Genomic DNA, 14,346 nt, shown 5'->3' on the forward strand with positions numbered 1-14,346 from the left:
GCGATCCGCGGCGCGCACAAGAATCGAAATCGTAAAGAGCAGCTTTGAAGTATTACAAATCGATGTTGTGGCCTTTCGGCGACGCCTCCGAAAGGATCATATCCGCCGGTCGCTTTCCGCGTTGAGATCATTGCAAGCACCGCACGCCATCGCTCAAGGATTGCGCGGAGCCGATCGGCTTCGAATATCCAAGCGCGAGCGAAAACCATGGTCGGTGATGGTGGAGATGCGAGACGTCCCCGTCATGAAACCATCGGTTGCTTTCTCGCCGCGGTGGCCGGCCTGCTGGCGGGTGTCGCATCCCCGGTCCCAGCACTGGCCGGCCCGGCCACGGACGAGGTCGTCCTGTCCGAGCTGAGCGTGACCGGCACGGGCGGCGAGCGGGCGGGCGGACCGGTGGTCGGCTATCGCGCCACGCGCTCGGCGACGGCCACGCGCACCGACACGCCGCTGGCCGACACGCCGCAATCCGTCCAGGTGGTGCCGCGCGACGTGTTGGTGGATCAGCAGGACGTTCGGCTCGGCGACGCGCTGCAGAACGTCAGCAACGTGCAGCCGGGCGGCACCCTGCAGGGGCGGAGCGAGACCTTCATCATCCGCGGCTTCGCCACGCAGACCTACGCCATCGACGGCATCCTGCTGAACCAGGCGAGCAACTTCTACACCGTCCAGCGCGACCTCGCCGACGTGGAGCGCATCGAGGTGCAGAAGGGACCGGCCTCGGTGCTGTACGGCCGCGGCGAGCCCGGCGGCCTGATCAACATCGTCACCCGGCAGCCGACGCTCGTCCCGTCCGGCGACCTCAACATCCAGGGCGGCAGCTTCGGCTTCCGGCGCGTGCAGGGCTCGGTGTCGAGCGCCATCCCGGGCGTCGAGGGCCTGGCGGCCCGCATCAGCTTCGCGGGACAGTCCGACCCGACCTTCCGCAACTACGGCGATCGCGACAATGCCCGCACCTTCGCGGCGCCGGCCTTCGCCTGGAACCCGTCTCCCGACACCCGCGTGTCGTTCGTCGGCGAGTTCACCCGCACCGACACCCAGTACGACGAGGGACTGATCGCCCGGAACGGACGCGTCCTCCTCGACGACATCGGCCGCTACTACGGCGAGCCCTTCAGCCGCTACAACGCCACGGCGAATTTCGGCGTGCTCCGCATCGAGCACGACGTGAACGAGTCCATCACCCTACGCGAGGTCTTCAGCGCCCAGGGCGGCGCCTTCGATCTCGTCGCGACCCGTGCGACGGGCCTGACCGACAACAACAGGACCGTGTCACGGCGCGAGACCGCGGTCCGCTCGGCCTATGCCTCGATCGACAGCCAGACCGAGATGGTCGCGAAGTTCGACCTGTTCGGGCTGCGCAACACCGTGCTGGTCGGGCTCGAGTACGCCGACGGCTTTCGCCATTCCTACACGACGCAGAGCACCGGCTATCCGTCGGTCAGCTTCCTCACGCCGAGCTTCGGCTCGGCCATCGTCGGCACGGCGCTGCAGGGCGACCTCCGCCAGAGAAGCGAGCTCTACGGCCTCTTCCTCCAGGACCAGGTCAACCTCGGCTACGGCCTGCAGGTGCTGCTCGGCGTCCGCTACGACACCGGAACGCAGTTCTACTTCAACCGGACGCCGACCTCGCGCACGATCCCGCCGGACCTGGCGTTGTCCGGGACCTCGCCGCGGGTCGGCCTCGTCTACCGGCCGCTCGATCCGCTGACGCTCTATGCGAGCTACACGACGTCGTTCAAGCCGCAGACCGCCAACGTCCTCAACGTCTCGAACCCGACGCCCGAGACCGGGGACCAGGTCGAGGTCGGAAGCCGCCTCGACCTTACGCCGGACCTGACCCTGAGCGCGGCCGCCTTCCGCATCACCCGCCAGAACGTGGCCGCCGCCGACCCCGTCAACACCGGCTTCTCGGTGATCACCGGCGAGCAGCGCTCGCAGGGCGTCGAGGCGGATCTGGCCGGCCAGATTCTGCCGGGCTGGAAGGTCATTGGCAGCGTCGGCTACCTCGATGCGCGGATCACCAAGGATGACGTCTACGTCGTCGGGAACCGCCTGATCGGCGTGCCGAGCTTCAGCACCAGCCTGTGGTCGACCTACCAGTTCCAGGAGGGCCCGTTGCGCGGCTGGACCGTCGGCGGCGGCATCACCTATGTCGGGCGGCGCACCGGCGACCTGAACAACAGCTACTCCGTCGGCGGCTTTGCGCGCCTCGACGCGGCCGTGTTCTACGATATCGACGAGCACGCCCGCTTCTCGCTGAATGCCCGCAACCTCACCGACCGGCGCTACATCGAGCAGCCGTTCAACCAGTTCAACAACGCCCCGGGCGCGCCGCTCTCGGTGCTCGCCACGATCACGGCCAAGCTGTGAGCCGAGCCCCGGACGCGTCGCTCGGGACGGCGGGGCCGATCGGGCATCCGCGAAGGCATTGAAGCGGCGCGCGGTTTCTGCCATAAGCCGCTCCGCGTGGAACCGCCCGGCCGGTTAGGGCTGCCGTGGCGGTTCATGCTGCTCCACCAGAAGCATCCATCGAGCGCACCCCTCCGGCCATCGTCGGACGGCTGGGGTTTCGCGCAGCGGAGAGCCAAATGCCCAAGCTGAAGACCAAATCGGGCGCCAAGAAGCGCTTCAAGATCACCGGGACCGGCAAGGTCATGTACGCCCAGGCCGGCAAGCGCCACGGGATGATCAAGCGGACGACGAAGCAGATCCGCAACCTGCGCGGCACCACCACCCTGTTCGAGGGCGATGCCGCCAACGTGAAGAAGTACTTCCTGCCCAACAGCCGGTAAGCCCTTCACGACCGCCGAGACTGCTTTTTTCGATCCAGGAGATACACCATGGCCCGCGTCAAACGCGGCGTGACCAGTCACGCCAAGCACAAGAAAGTCCTCAAGGCCGCCCGTGGCTATTACGGCCGGCGCAAGAACACGATCCGCATCGCCAAGCAGGCGGTCGAGAAGGGCATGCAGTATGCCTACCGCGACCGCAAGAACAAGAAGCGCACGTTCCGCGCCCTCTGGATCCAGCGCCTGAACGCTGCCGTCCGCGAGCACGGCCTGACCTATTCGCGCTTCATCGACGGCCTGGCGAAGTCCGGCATCGCGGTCGACCGCAAGGCGCTGTCCGACCTCGCGATCCACGAGCCGGCGAGCTTCGCCGTCGTGGTCGAGAAGGCCAAGGCCGCCCTGCCCGCTCAGTCCGCCAAGGCCGCCTGAGCCTCATCCGAGCGACGAACCGGCGAAAGGCGCGGGGCTCCCTCGGGGAGCGCCGCGCCTTCGTCATGTTCGCACACCCTGTGACCACGAGCCTGCGCGCCGACGGCGCCGGGCGGTGAACCGCACGCGATGGGACAGCGATGACCGATCTCGACACCCTCGAACGCGACCTGCTCGCCCAGGTCGCGGCCGCCGCCGACGAGGCGTCGCTCGAGGCCCTGCGCGTCGCGGCGCTCGGCAAGAAGGGCAGCGTCTCCGAGTTGCTGAAGACGCTGGGCGCGATGAGCCCGGAGGAGCGCAAGCAGCGCGGCCCGCTCATCAACGGCCTGCGCGACCGGGTGCAGGGCGCGATCGCCCAGCGCCGCGACGCGCTCGCCGAGGCGGCCCTCGAAGCGCGGCTCGCGGCCGAGCGCATCGACGTGACCCTGCCGCTGCGCGAGGCGCCCGAGTCCCGCGGCCGCATCCACCCGATCAGCCAGGTCATCGACGAGATCACCGCGATCTTCGCCGACATGGGGTTCTCGGTCGCCGAAGGCCCGGACATCGAGACCGACGAGCTGAACTTCACCGCGCTGAACTTCCCGCCCGGGCATCCGGCGCGGGAGATGCACGACACCTTCTTCCTGGCGCCCGACGCCGAGGGCAAGCGCAAGGTGCTGCGCACGCACACCTCGCCGGTCCAGATCCGCACCATGCGGTCGCAGACGTCGCCGATCCGGGTGATCATCCCGGGCCGGACCTACCGGCACGATTCCGACCAGACCCACACGCCGATGTTCCATCAGGTCGAGGGGCTGGTGATCGACAAGGCGGCCAACATCGCCAACCTGAAATGGGTGCTCGAGGCGTTCTGCAAGGCGTTCTTCGAGGTCGACGCCGTCAAGATGCGCTTCCGACCCTCGTTCTTCCCCTTCACCGAGCCCTCGGCGGAGGTCGATATCCAGTGCTCGCGCAAGGGCGGCGAGATCCGCTTCGGCGAGGGCACCGACTGGCTCGAGATCCTCGGCTGCGGCATGGTGCACCCGAACGTGCTGCGGAATTGCGGCCTCGACCCGAGCGAGGTCCAGGGCTTCGCCTTCGGCGTCGGCATCGACCGCATCGCCATGCTCAAGTACGGCATGCCGGACCTGCGGCCGTTCTTCGAGGCCGACCTGCGCTGGATCGAGCATTACGGCTTCCGCCCGCTCGACGTGCCGAGCCTGATCGGCGGCCTGACGGGGTGACAACGCACGAGGTCGAAGCAATGACCGAACAGGAATTGACGACGCTCGCCAACGACATCCTTCGCGACGTTCTGGCGCCGCACGGCTTCGAGCACGCGGACATGATCGCCGGGTCCGATCACGACGGAGAACCGTCGCTCGTGGTGATCGCGCATTTCAAGTCGGATGCGGGCGTCACCGACGGTGCCGTATCGACGAAGGCCCTATCGCGGCTCCGGCAGGGATTGCTGGATCGCGGAGAAACCCGTTTTCCCTACATCCGCTACGACTATCCCGGAGACGAAGTCCTCGGCGACGATGTTTCCGACGAGGACCACCACGACGTCGGGATTGCCGGCAAAGGTGCGCCGGACCGACTGCCGGGACACGGCTGATGCCGCGGCTGGGCAACCCGATCGTCTACGATCTGTTGGACGTCGCTTTCGGGCTTGCCGAGACGCGCGGTCGGCCCAACCTGCGCAAGGCTGCGCATCGGCGAGCGGTCAGCAGTGCCTACTACGCCGTGTTCCATGCGTTGTGCTTCGTCTGCGCGAGCGAGCTGCTCGGGTGGACGCAGCCGAACACCTTGGTGGAGCCCGTCTACCGCCTGCTCGACCACGGTGCTGCCAAGCAGCGCCTGAAAGGCCGAGGCGCCTTGGCAATCGGCCCGCAGATCGTCGATATCGGCAACAATTTCATCGACCTACAGGAAGCGCGAAACCTCGCCGATTATAGTCCGCCCGGACTCCTGGTCCGTCACGACGAGACGCTGCGATTGATCGCTCTCGCCGCTCAGACCGTCACGCTCATCGAGCAATTGCCCACATCCGATCGCAAGCAGCTTGCGGTTCTCCTCATCGCGAAGCCCCGCCTGGCTTGAGCGGAAGCATTCAAACATGAAATTCACCCTCTCCTGGCTCAAGGACCACCTCGACACCGAGGCGTCCCTCGACGTGATCGCCGAGACGCTCACCCGCATCGGGCTCGAGGTCGAGGGCATCGAGGACAAGGCGGCGGCGCTGAAACCCTACGTGGTGGCGAAGATCCTCACCGCCGAGCAGCATCCCAACGCCGACCGGCTCAGGGTCTGCAGCGTCGACGCCGGGGACGGGCAGCCGCTCCAGGTGGTCTGCGGCGCGCCGAACGCGCGCGCCGGCCTGCTCAGCGTGTTCGCGCCGCCGGGCACCTACGTGCCGGGCAAGAACATGACCCTCTCGGTGGGCAATATCCGCGGCGTCGAGAGCCGCGGCATGCTGTGCTCAGGGGCCGAGCTCGGCCTCGGGGACGACCACGACGGCATCCTCGAGCTGCCGGCCGACGCGCCGGTGGGCACGCCCTACGCGCTGTGGGCCGGGCTCGACGATCCGGCGATCGAGATCAACCTGACGCCGAACCGCCCGGACTGCGCCTCGGTCCACGGCATCGCCCGCGACCTCGCCGCCACCGGCATCGGTGCCCTGAAGCCCCTGGCCGAGCCGCCGATCCGCGGCGAAGACCCCTGCCCGGTCGCCGTCGCCCTCGACATTCCCGAGGCGGCGCGCGACCTCGCCCCGCACTTCGCCCTCCGCCGCGTGCGCGGCGTGCGCAACGGGTCCTCGCCGGACTGGATGCAGGCGCGGCTGCGTGCGATCGGCCTTCGCCCGATCAACGCGCTGGTCGACATCACCAACTACATGACCTTCGACCAGGGCCGGCCGCTGCACGTGTTCGACGCCGCCAAGGTGGCCGGCGGCCTGACCGTCCGGCTCGCCCGCGAGGGCGAGACCCTGAAGGGCCTCGATGGGCGCGAGCACGCGCTCGGCGGCGAGATGGTCGTCATCGCCGACGACAACGGCGTCGAATCCATCGCCGGCATCATCGGCGGGGCGGCCTCGGGCTGCGACGCCTCCACCACCGACGTGCTGATCGAATCGGCGCTGTGGAACCCGGCCAACATCGCGCAGACCGGACGGCGGCTCGGCGTGATCACCGATTCGCGCTACCGCTTCGAGCGCGGCGTCGACCCGGCCTCGACGCTGCCCGGGCTCGACCGCGCGACGCAGCTCGTCCTCGACCTCTGCGACGGGATCCCGTCCGAGGCGACGATCGCCGGCGCGATGCCCAAGACCGACCGCGTCGTCGACTTCCCCTGGACCGAAGTGCGGCGTCTGGCCGGGATCGAGCTGTCCCGCGCCGAGATGACCGTCACGTTGGAGGCGCTCGGCTTCCAGGTCTCCGGCACCGGCGACCGGGCGAAGGTGCTGCCGCCGTCGTGGCGGCCCGACATCGAGGGCGAGGCCGACCTCGTCGAGGAGATCATCCGCATCGCGGGCCTCGACCGGATCGAGCCGAAGCCGCTGGCGCCGCTGGCCGGCCTCGCGCGCCCGACGCTGACGCTGATCCAGAAGCGCACCCGCCGCGCCAAGCGCGCGCTGGCGAGCCGCGGCCTGATGGAAGCGGTGACGTGGTCGTTCATCCCGCACGACGACGCGGTGCTGTTCGGCGGCGGCGGCGCCGACCTGGTGCTGGCCAACCCGATCGCCTCGGAACTCTCCGACATGCGGCCGAGCCTGGTGCCGGGCCTGCTGCGCGCGGCGCAGCGCAACGCCGACCGCGGCTATCCCGATGCCGCCCTGTTCGAGGTCGGGCAGTGCTTCGCCGACGACACGCCGGAGGGACAGACCATCCGCGCCGCGGCCGTGCGCCGGGGAACGGCCAACCTCGCGGGCGGCGGGCGCCACTGGGACGGCACCGCGCCGACCGTCGACGCCTTCCAGGTCAAGGCCGACGCGATGGCGATGCTGGCCGCCCTCGGCGTTCCGACGGGCGGGCTCCAGGTCGTGGCGGGCGGCCCGGACTGGCTGCATCCCGGCCGCTCGGGCACGCTCCAGTTCGGCCCGAAGAACCCGGTCGGCTTCTTCGGCGAGGTGCATCCGCGGGTGATGAAGGCGCTGGATCTCAAGGGCACCCTGGTGGCGTTCGAGATCGTCCTCGACGCGATCCCGGCCCCGAAGCTGAAGCCGACCAAGACCAAGGGCGCGGCGACGCTCTCGGACTTCCAGCCGCTGTCGCGCGACTTCGCCTTCGTCGTCGGCCGCGACGTCGCCGCCGGCGAGATCGTCAAGGCGGCGGCCGGCGCCGAGCGCAAGCTCGTCACCGGCGTCGACGTGTTCGACGTCTACGAGGGCACCGGCATCCCGGACGGCTCGAAATCGGTGGCGATCGCGGTGCGGCTGCAGCCGCTGGAGCGGACGCTGACCGACGCGGAGATCGAGGCGGTGAGCGCCCGGATCGTCGCCGAGGTCGGCCGCAAGACCGGCGCGACGTTGCGCGGCTGAACCCCGCGCCCCGACGACCATACCGGCGCGCGACCTGCACGCGACGCGATCGGCACGCAACGAGGGCGACCCGACCATGACCGACGCCGAAGCGCTCAGCCAGGCACTGTCCCTTGCCGAGACCCTGCCCGAGCCGCTGCTGCGTCGCGCCCTGGCCGAGCCGGATCTCGTCGCGGACGAGACCCTTCGCCTCCTCGCGGGGGCGGCCGAGGGCGCCGAGCTGACGCCGGAGCAGGAGAACCTGCTGTTCTGGGGGCTGCACGTGCTCGCCCATGCCCGCGATCCGCGGCTGCTCGCCCCGCTCCTGCGCTTCCTGCGCCAGGACGAGGAGAGCGTGGACGCGGTGCTCGGCGACGCCGTCACCACGACGCTCGCCCGCATGATCGCGAGCCTGTTCGACGGGCGGATCGACGGGATCTTCGCGCTGATCCTCGACAGCACGGTCGACGATGCGGTGCGCCAGGCGCTGCTGTCCGCCTGCGTCTTCCTGGCGATCGAGGGTCGGATTCCGCGCCAGACCCTGCGCGACCTGCTGGTCCGCTTCGACGACGCGAAGGCCGCCGTCGAGGAGGCGGTCGGCTGGATCGCCTGGGAGGAGGCGATCGCCTATCTCGGCCTGCGCGAGCTCGCCCCGCGGGCCGAGGCGGCCCGGCGCGACAAGCGCATCACCGACGAGTTCAGCGATGCCGCGTGGTTCAAGGAGACCCTGCGCGAGGCCGAGCGCAAGCCCAACGACCGGTCGCGCCTCGACGCGTGGAACCACGGCTACCTCGACGACCCGATCGTTCAGCTCGCCTGGACCAAGGCCGGCTACGGCCTGCCGACGGTCAACCCGTTCAAGGACGTCGGCCGCAACGATCCCTGCCCGTGCGGCAGCGGCAAGAAGTTCAAGAAGTGCTGCCTCGGCAAGGTGGATGCCGAAGCGGAATGGACCCCGCCATCAGGCTTGTGACGGCACCGCGCCGCTGAGCGGGTTCGCCTCGTCCCAGGCGTAGCCCAAGGTCTCGAACCGCATCGCGCGGGCATCGACCATCAGCAGCCGCCCGACCAGCGGCTCGCCGAAGCCGGTCACCGCGCGGATCACCTCCATCGCCATCAGCGAGCCCATCACGCCGGCGAGCGCCCCGAGCACGCCGGCTTCCGCGCAGGGCGGCACGGTGCCGGGCGGCGGCGGGTTCGGGAACAGGCAGCGGTAGGTCGGGTTCGGGGCGCCGTCCGGCCCGGTCTCGTGGGCGCGGATCGTCGTCAGCGTGCCGTCGAAACGGCCGAGGGCGGCGGTGACCAAGGGGCGGCGCGCCCGGTAGCAGGCGTCGGACACGGCGTAGCGGGTCGCGAAGTTGTCCGAGCCGTCGGCGACGACGTCGTACGCGGCGGCCAAGGCTTCGGCGGATGCGGCATCGATCCGGATCGGATGGGCGACCACCGTCACGTTCGGGTTGAGGCGGGCGACGGCGTCCGCGGCGCTTTCGACCTTCGGCCGGCCGAGATCCGGTGTGCCGTGGATGATCTGGCGCTGCAGGTTCGAGAGCGAGACCGTGTCGTCGTCGACGATGCCGATCGTGCCGATGCCGGCGGCGGCCAGGTACTGGATCAGCGGGGCGCCGAGCCCGCCGGCACCGATCACGAGCACGCGCGCCGCCTTCAGCCTGCCCTGCCCGGGGCCGCCGATCTCCGGCAGCACGAGGTGGCGGGCGTAGCGTTCGATCTCGTCGGATGTCAGGGCCATGCGCAGCAGATAATCCGCGCGACCGGCCGGTGAAAGCGCGACGGCCCGTGAAAGGCGCATGGTCTGGGAATGGCGACGCGCGACCGCAGCATGAAAACGCCGCCTCGCGGAGCGAGACGGCGTTTTGGAATTCCACGGGCCTCGGCGGAGCGATCAGCGCGGCGCCAGGATCATGATCATCTGGCGGCCTTCGAGCATCGGCTCGCTTTCCACCTTGGCGATCTCGGCGGTCTCGGTCTTCACCCGCTCGAGCAGGCGCAGGCCGATATCCTGGTGCGCCATCTCGCGGCCGCGGAAGCGCAGGGTCACCTTGACCTTGTCGCCCTCCTCGAAGAAGCGCTGCACCGACTTCATCTTGGTGTCGTAGTCGTGCTTGTCGATGCCGGGGCGGAGCTTGATCTCCTTGACCTCGACCGTCTTCTGCCGCTTACGGGCCTCGTTCTGCTTCTTCTGTTCGTTGAAGCGGAAGCGGCCGTAATCGAGCAGCTTGCAGACGGGAGGAACGGAGTTCGGTGCGATCTCGACGAGGTCGAGGCCGGCCTCTTCGGCCAGGGCCAGAGCATCGAAGAAGGCGACGACGCCCCGGTTCTGGCCGGTGTCGTCGATGAGCTGCACTTCGCGCACGCCGCGGATGTCCCGGTTGGCGCGAGGCCCGTCCTTCTGCGGGGCCGGCATGGCTCTCATGGGTCTACGAATGGCGGTGTTCTCCTGATGCAACGACGAAACGGCGGCCCCTGGCATCCCGTTCCAGGCTGCCCAGACCACCGATCGCTCCGGCCGATCCCGGACAGCTTACCTTGGCCGAACCGTGCGGCAAGTCAACACATGCCGCCGTCTCGACGCAAAACGATACCGGCTCCCGCGATGCGAAAACCTTTTCCCGGATGTGAAGCTTGCAGGCCAAAAGCACAAGCCCCCATCGCGACGCGGGGTCAGGCGGGCTCCGATCGGCCGAGCAGCTTGGCGTAGATCGCCAGCGTGTCGCCGACCATGCGCTCCAGGGAGAAGTTCGCCTCCACATGGGCGCGCTCGCGGCGGGCCAGCGCGTCGCGCGCGCTGGCGCCGAGCGACAGCGCCTCCGTGAGTGCCGCCGCGAGCGCCGCCGCATCGCCGGCGGGAACCCGCCAGCCGGTGCGCTGGCCGGCCGACACTTCGGGCGGGCTCAAAACGGTTTCGGGGACCGCGCCGAGGTCGGACACCACCACCGGCGTGCCGAGCGCCTGGGCCTCGACGGCGGAACGGCCGAACGCCTCCGGCTCGACGGAGGGCACCGCGACGACCGAGGCGGCCCGGAAGGCCGCCGGCATGTCGGTGCAATGCCCGACGCGGCGGACGACGCCCTCGAGCCCGCGCGCCACGACCAGCGCGTCGAGCTCGCGCTCGTAGGCGACCCTGCCCTGGGGGTCGCCCGCGAGCACGATGGCGAAGTCGGCGACGCCCTGCGCGCGCATCAGCGCCGCCGCCTCGATCAGGATGCGCTGACCCTTCCACGCGGTGAGGCGGGCCGCCAGCAGGACGACGCGCTCGTGCGGGGCGACGCCCCAGACGCGGCGCAACGCCTCGACCCGCGCGGCGCCGACCGCGACGGGAGTGAAGGCGGAGAGGTCGGTTCCGCGGTGGATCACCTGAACCCGGTCGCCCGCCTGCTCGGCATGCAGGCGACGGATCAGGTCGGCGGTGTAGTGCGAGTTGGCGATCACCACGTCGCCGCGTGCCATCACCGAGTTGTACAGCACCTTCACGCCGGTACGGCCGGAATAGCTGCCGTGATAGGTCGTGACGAAGGGCAGCTTCAGCCGTCGCGCGGCGCCGAGCGCGACCCAGGCCGGGGCGCGGGACCGCGCATGGATGATCTGCACGCCCTCGCGCCGGCACAGGCGCGCCAGGCGGCCGACGTTGAGGGCCATCTGGACGGGGTTCTTCGATGCCGCCGGGAACGGCAGGCAGATGCCGCCCTTGGCCTGAAGCTCGCCGACGAGGCGCCCGCCCTCCGTCGCCACCAGCGCACGCGCACCCGCCGCCGCGAGGCCGGCCGCGATGTCGACGGTGGTGCGCTCGGCACCGCCGGCGTCGAGCTCGGGAATGATCTGGAGGACGCAGGCACCGGCCAGCGGCGACGCGTCGCCGGGGAAGCCGACCGACGGACGGGAATCGCCGTTCATCGGCGGCTGCGCGGCGAGAGGGCGCAGGCGGGCCGCGGCCGCAGGGAAGCGTTCATTGTCATAGGATCACGGGTACGCTTTACGGTCTGGTAAACGGGCGCTGAAGACGCGGCGTTCAGGTCGGGAACGCGCGGGCCGGGCGAATCGGGAGAGCGGGATGCGGGACGGGACGACGTTGGAGCACGTCGACGTCGGCGAAGGAGCGGACCGACGCCGGATCGCCGTGCGCGTGCGCGACGGGGCGGGTCCGGCGATCGTCTGGCTCGGAGGCTTCCGCTCGGACATGGGCGCCACCAAGGCGATGGCGGTCGACGCCTGGGCCGCCGCCGAGGGGCGGCGCTTCGTGCGGTTCGATTATTCCGGCCACGGCGAATCCGAGGGCGAGTTCTCGGCCTGCACGATCTCGACTTGGCTCGCCGACGCCGAGGGCGTGCTCGCCGCGCACGCGCCGGAAGCGCCGGTGCTGATCGGATCCTCGATGGGCGGATGGATCGCCTGCCTCGCGGCGCGAAACCTCGCCGCGCGCGGGGCGCCGGCGCCGACCGGCCTCGTGCTGATCGCGCCGGCCCTCGACTTCACCGAGGACCTGATGTGGGATCGGTTCCCGCCCGAGGTGCGCCGCACGCTGGAGCAGGACGGCGTCTGGCTGCGCCAGAGCGCCTACGCGCCCGAGCCCGACGCGATCACCATGGCGCTGATCGAGGATGGCCGGCGCAACCGCCTGCTGACGGGCGCCCTCGACCTGCGCTGCCCGGTCCACATCCTCCAGGGGATGAACGATCCGGACGTGCCGCACGCCCACGCCTTCCGCATCCTGGACCGGCTGCCGGCGGCGGGCACGGTCCTCACGCTGATCGCGGACGGCGACCACCGCCTGTCGCGGCCGCAGGATATCGCGCGGCTGCGCTCGGCGGTGGCGGAGATGGCGAGACCGGCTAGTGCAGGCTGACCGGGAAGAGGTCGTGCTCGGCGGCGTTGGCGAGGATCACCTCGCGCGAATCCGCGAGCAGGATCGGCGCGCCGCTGGCCGACAGGAGCGCGAACAGGTCGAGGCCGGGCGTCAGCTGCGGCGCCTGCGGGAACAGCCGCATCACCTCGTCGGAGCGGATCGAGCGGACGTAGGCGATGTGACCTTCGCCCAGAGCCGCGAGGTCGGCGGCGTTGAATTCGGCCGGATCGAGGTCGGCGGCCGTCAGCGGGGAGGTGTTGAGGTCGGTCATGTCGTGCCCTCCTTTCGAGGCAGAGCAATCGGCCCGGAAACGATCCCGTCTTGATCGAACCGATCCGGCGATCGTGGGCCTGATCCTGATGTGGGGTGCTTTTCCCGCGGATCAATCGCGCTCGAGGATGGCGATGCGGCGCACCACCCGCTCGGGCTCGGGCCGCGCCAGATCGATCGAGAGCAGCCCGTTCGACAGGTCGGCGCCGAGCACCTCCATCCCGTCGGCCAGCAGGAACGCGCGCTGGAACTGCCGCGCCGCGATGCCGCGGTGGAGGAACAGCCGCTCCTTGTCATCGACCTGACGGCCGCGGACGATCAGCTGGTTCTCCTCCAGCATCACGTCGAGCTGGTCGCGCGTGAAGCCGGCCACCGCCAGGGTGATCCGCAGGCGGTCCGGCTCCCGGTCGGTGCGGGCCAGACGCTCGATGTTGTAGGGCGGGTAGCCGTCGTTGGCGGCCTTGGAGACCCGGTCGAGGGCCTGCTCGATCTCGTCGAACCCGAGCAGGAACGGGTGTCCGAACGGAGATGGACGGGTCATCGGCGGCAACACCCCTGTGGAGGCCCCGTGCCCGAATGCCGGTGGGCGCCTCGTCGCGGGGCCCGCTGGCGGCAGCGCCCCTTCCGGCCCAGCGGCCCGGCACGCCAAGATATGGACGAGGCGACCCGGCCCATCAAGGGACGCCGCGCCGCGCCGAAGGCGGGACGCACGGGCAGAAGCGGCAACGGACGGCGGGATCTTTCGGCAACAGACGACGGCCGAGAACAGGGATGTATTCGTAACAGTTTGGAACGGCTCTGATTTTCGGCCATGCCCTTGATCCTTGCCCTCCACCTCGGATACTTCCGCCCCGCAGGCACAGTGCGGTCCGTTTCAGCGTGACGAGGCGGTGCGGCAGGCACTTTCCGGAGGCCGAATGTCCGCACCGATCCTGTCGAAGCATGCGCCGATGCCGCGGGTGGCGGAGGTCTGCGGCGACGACGCGGAGGTGCTGGCGCTCTCGGTCGCCCGGTTCGTGGCCGCGGGCTACATGACGCGGGACATCGCGTGCTGGGATGCGGCGTTCGACGGTGCGGAGACGCTCCTCGGCGCCGAGGCCGGCGGCCGCTTCGTCTCCGGGATCGTCGGGGTCGTCCGCGCGCTGCGCGCCGAGCGGGCCGATGACGGGCCGTTCATGCCGGCGACCTGCTGCCGGCTGACCGGGCACGAATGCGCGTTGGTCGGCCTGATCGGGCGCGGCCGGCGCAGGCTCTGGGGCGAGGTCGAGCGCGGCGCGGCCGCGATCACCGGCCGGCCCGAAGCGCCGCGCCTCGTCGCCGCGCTGCGTGCGGCGGTCGGGCCGATCGACGAGGCCGCGGGGCGTCTCGGGGCATCGAAGCGCCGGCCGGACGGTGCGGCCCTGCACTGACCGGACGGAGCCGGACCCGACCGGATCCTTCCGGGGCGAACGAGATCGATGCGGCGCAGGGCGCCGGGAGACCGCCGCGGGGCGGAGGAT

General features: G+C 70.2%; 15 protein-coding genes. 10 read left to right on the forward strand and 5 right to left on the reverse strand.

Going from position 1 to position 14,346, the window contains the following annotated elements; translation table 11 throughout:
• Positions 1–207 precede the first annotated feature (207 nt).
• From MKK70_RS17500 to MKK70_RS17535, 8 genes are all read left to right on the forward strand, one after another.
• Positions 208–2,373, forward strand: coding sequence for a TonB-dependent siderophore receptor (locus tag MKK70_RS17500; protein WP_409568289.1), 2,166 nt, complete (start codon positions 208–210; stop codon positions 2,371–2,373).
• Positions 2,374–2,591: 218 nt separating this feature from the next.
• Positions 2,592–2,795, forward strand: coding sequence for a 50S ribosomal protein L35 (gene rpmI / locus MKK70_RS17505; RefSeq protein WP_018044555.1), 204 nt, complete (start codon positions 2,592–2,594; stop codon positions 2,793–2,795).
• A gap of 48 nt (positions 2,796–2,843) precedes the next feature.
• Positions 2,844–3,221, forward strand: a complete 378-nt coding sequence (gene rplT / locus MKK70_RS17510; protein WP_147725894.1) for a 50S ribosomal protein L20 — start codon at positions 2,844–2,846, stop codon at positions 3,219–3,221.
• A gap of 140 nt (positions 3,222–3,361) precedes the next feature.
• Positions 3,362–4,444, forward strand: a complete 1,083-nt coding sequence (gene pheS, locus MKK70_RS17515; RefSeq protein ID WP_243949158.1) for a phenylalanine--tRNA ligase subunit alpha — start codon at positions 3,362–3,364, stop codon at positions 4,442–4,444.
• Between the two features lie 20 nt (positions 4,445–4,464).
• Positions 4,465–4,818: a hypothetical protein gene (locus MKK70_RS17520; protein ID WP_243933787.1), complete on the forward strand. Its 354-nt coding sequence runs from the start codon at positions 4,465–4,467 to the stop codon at positions 4,816–4,818.
• A complete protein-coding gene (locus tag MKK70_RS17525; protein ID WP_243949159.1) occupies positions 4,818–5,303 on the forward strand; it encodes a hypothetical protein in 486 nt (161 codons plus the stop codon). Before MKK70_RS17520 ends, MKK70_RS17525 begins: the two co-directional genes overlap by 1 nt.
• A gap of 16 nt (positions 5,304–5,319) precedes the next feature.
• Complete coding sequence (gene pheT / locus MKK70_RS17530) at positions 5,320–7,740, forward strand: phenylalanine--tRNA ligase subunit beta (protein WP_243949160.1); 2,421 nt, start codon at positions 5,320–5,322, stop codon at positions 7,738–7,740.
• Positions 7,741–7,816: 76 nt separating this feature from the next.
• A complete protein-coding gene (locus MKK70_RS17535; protein WP_243949161.1) occupies positions 7,817–8,692 on the forward strand; it encodes a DUF1186 domain-containing protein in 876 nt (291 codons plus the stop codon).
• Here the strand turns inward: MKK70_RS17535 and MKK70_RS17540 are convergent.
• From MKK70_RS17540 to MKK70_RS17550, 3 genes are all read right to left on the reverse strand, one after another.
• Positions 8,681–9,466, reverse strand: coding sequence for a HesA/MoeB/ThiF family protein (locus tag MKK70_RS17540; RefSeq protein WP_243936763.1), 786 nt, complete (start codon positions 9,464–9,466; stop codon positions 8,681–8,683). The two genes, MKK70_RS17535 and MKK70_RS17540, sit on opposite strands and share 12 nt — an antisense overlap.
• A 153-nt stretch (positions 9,467–9,619) precedes the next feature.
• Positions 9,620–10,141 carry a translation initiation factor IF-3 gene (infC, locus tag MKK70_RS17545; RefSeq protein ID WP_243933822.1) on the reverse strand — a complete coding sequence of 174 codons (522 nt, stop codon included), beginning with the start codon at positions 10,139–10,141 and terminating at the stop codon, positions 9,620–9,622.
• Positions 10,142–10,398: 257 nt separating this feature from the next.
• On the reverse strand, positions 10,399–11,628 hold the full coding sequence (locus MKK70_RS17550) for a glycosyltransferase family 4 protein (protein ID WP_243933830.1): 1,230 nt from the start codon (positions 11,626–11,628) through the stop codon (positions 10,399–10,401).
• 157 nt (positions 11,629–11,785) lie between these two features.
• Between MKK70_RS17550 and MKK70_RS17555 the strand changes: the two genes are divergently transcribed.
• Entirely contained in the window at positions 11,786–12,577 is a 792-nt protein-coding gene (locus MKK70_RS17555; protein ID WP_243949162.1) for an alpha/beta hydrolase, read from the forward strand.
• Here the strand turns inward: MKK70_RS17555 and MKK70_RS17560 are convergent.
• Together MKK70_RS17560 and MKK70_RS17565 are read right to left on the reverse strand one after the other, a co-directional pair.
• On the reverse strand, positions 12,564–12,848 hold the full coding sequence (locus MKK70_RS17560; RefSeq protein ID WP_147729167.1) for a DUF1150 family protein: 285 nt from the start codon (positions 12,846–12,848) through the stop codon (positions 12,564–12,566). The genes MKK70_RS17555 and MKK70_RS17560 overlap by 14 nt on opposite strands.
• A 111-nt stretch (positions 12,849–12,959) precedes the next feature.
• Entirely contained in the window at positions 12,960–13,388 is a 429-nt protein-coding gene (locus tag MKK70_RS17565; protein WP_147729168.1) for an Hsp20 family protein, read from the reverse strand.
• 376 nt (positions 13,389–13,764) lie between these two features.
• Between MKK70_RS17565 and MKK70_RS17570 the strand changes: the two genes are divergently transcribed.
• Positions 13,765–14,256: a hypothetical protein gene (locus MKK70_RS17570; RefSeq protein ID WP_243949163.1), complete on the forward strand. Its 492-nt coding sequence runs from the start codon at positions 13,765–13,767 to the stop codon at positions 14,254–14,256.
• The last annotated feature ends 90 nt before the right edge of the window (positions 14,257–14,346 follow it).

It is taken from the genome of Methylobacterium sp. E-041, assembly GCF_022829665.1.
GTDB lineage: Bacteria > Pseudomonadota > Alphaproteobacteria > Rhizobiales > Beijerinckiaceae > Methylobacterium.

Coding starts and splice junctions, on each gene's coding strand:
- MKK70_RS17525 (WP_243949159.1), top strand. CDS start 4,818: ATGCCGCGGCTGGGCAACCCGATCGTCTACGATCTGTTGGACGTCGCT.
- MKK70_RS17570 (WP_243949163.1), top strand. CDS start 13,765: ATGTCCGCACCGATCCTGTCGAAGCATGCGCCGATGCCGCGGGTGGCG.
- MKK70_RS17500 (WP_409568289.1), top strand. CDS start 208: ATGGTCGGTGATGGTGGAGATGCGAGACGTCCCCGTCATGAAACCATC.
- MKK70_RS17540 (WP_243936763.1), bottom strand. CDS start 9,466: ATGGCCCTGACATCCGACGAGATCGAACGCTACGCCCGCCACCTCGTG.
- rplT (WP_147725894.1), top strand. CDS start 2,844: ATGGCCCGCGTCAAACGCGGCGTGACCAGTCACGCCAAGCACAAGAAA.
- infC (WP_243933822.1), bottom strand. CDS start 10,141: ATGCCGGCCCCGCAGAAGGACGGGCCTCGCGCCAACCGGGACATCCGC.
- rpmI (WP_018044555.1), top strand. CDS start 2,592: ATGCCCAAGCTGAAGACCAAATCGGGCGCCAAGAAGCGCTTCAAGATC.
- MKK70_RS17565 (WP_147729168.1), bottom strand. CDS start 13,388: ATGACCCGTCCATCTCCGTTCGGACACCCGTTCCTGCTCGGGTTCGAC.
- pheS (WP_243949158.1), top strand. CDS start 3,362: ATGACCGATCTCGACACCCTCGAACGCGACCTGCTCGCCCAGGTCGCG.
- MKK70_RS17535 (WP_243949161.1), top strand. CDS start 7,817: ATGACCGACGCCGAAGCGCTCAGCCAGGCACTGTCCCTTGCCGAGACC.
- MKK70_RS17550 (WP_243933830.1), bottom strand. CDS start 11,628: ATGAACGGCGATTCCCGTCCGTCGGTCGGCTTCCCCGGCGACGCGTCG.
- MKK70_RS17520 (WP_243933787.1), top strand. CDS start 4,465: ATGACCGAACAGGAATTGACGACGCTCGCCAACGACATCCTTCGCGAC.
- MKK70_RS17560 (WP_147729167.1), bottom strand. CDS start 12,848: ATGACCGACCTCAACACCTCCCCGCTGACGGCCGCCGACCTCGATCCG.
- pheT (WP_243949160.1), top strand. CDS start 5,320: ATGAAATTCACCCTCTCCTGGCTCAAGGACCACCTCGACACCGAGGCG.
- MKK70_RS17555 (WP_243949162.1), top strand. CDS start 11,786: ATGCGGGACGGGACGACGTTGGAGCACGTCGACGTCGGCGAAGGAGCG.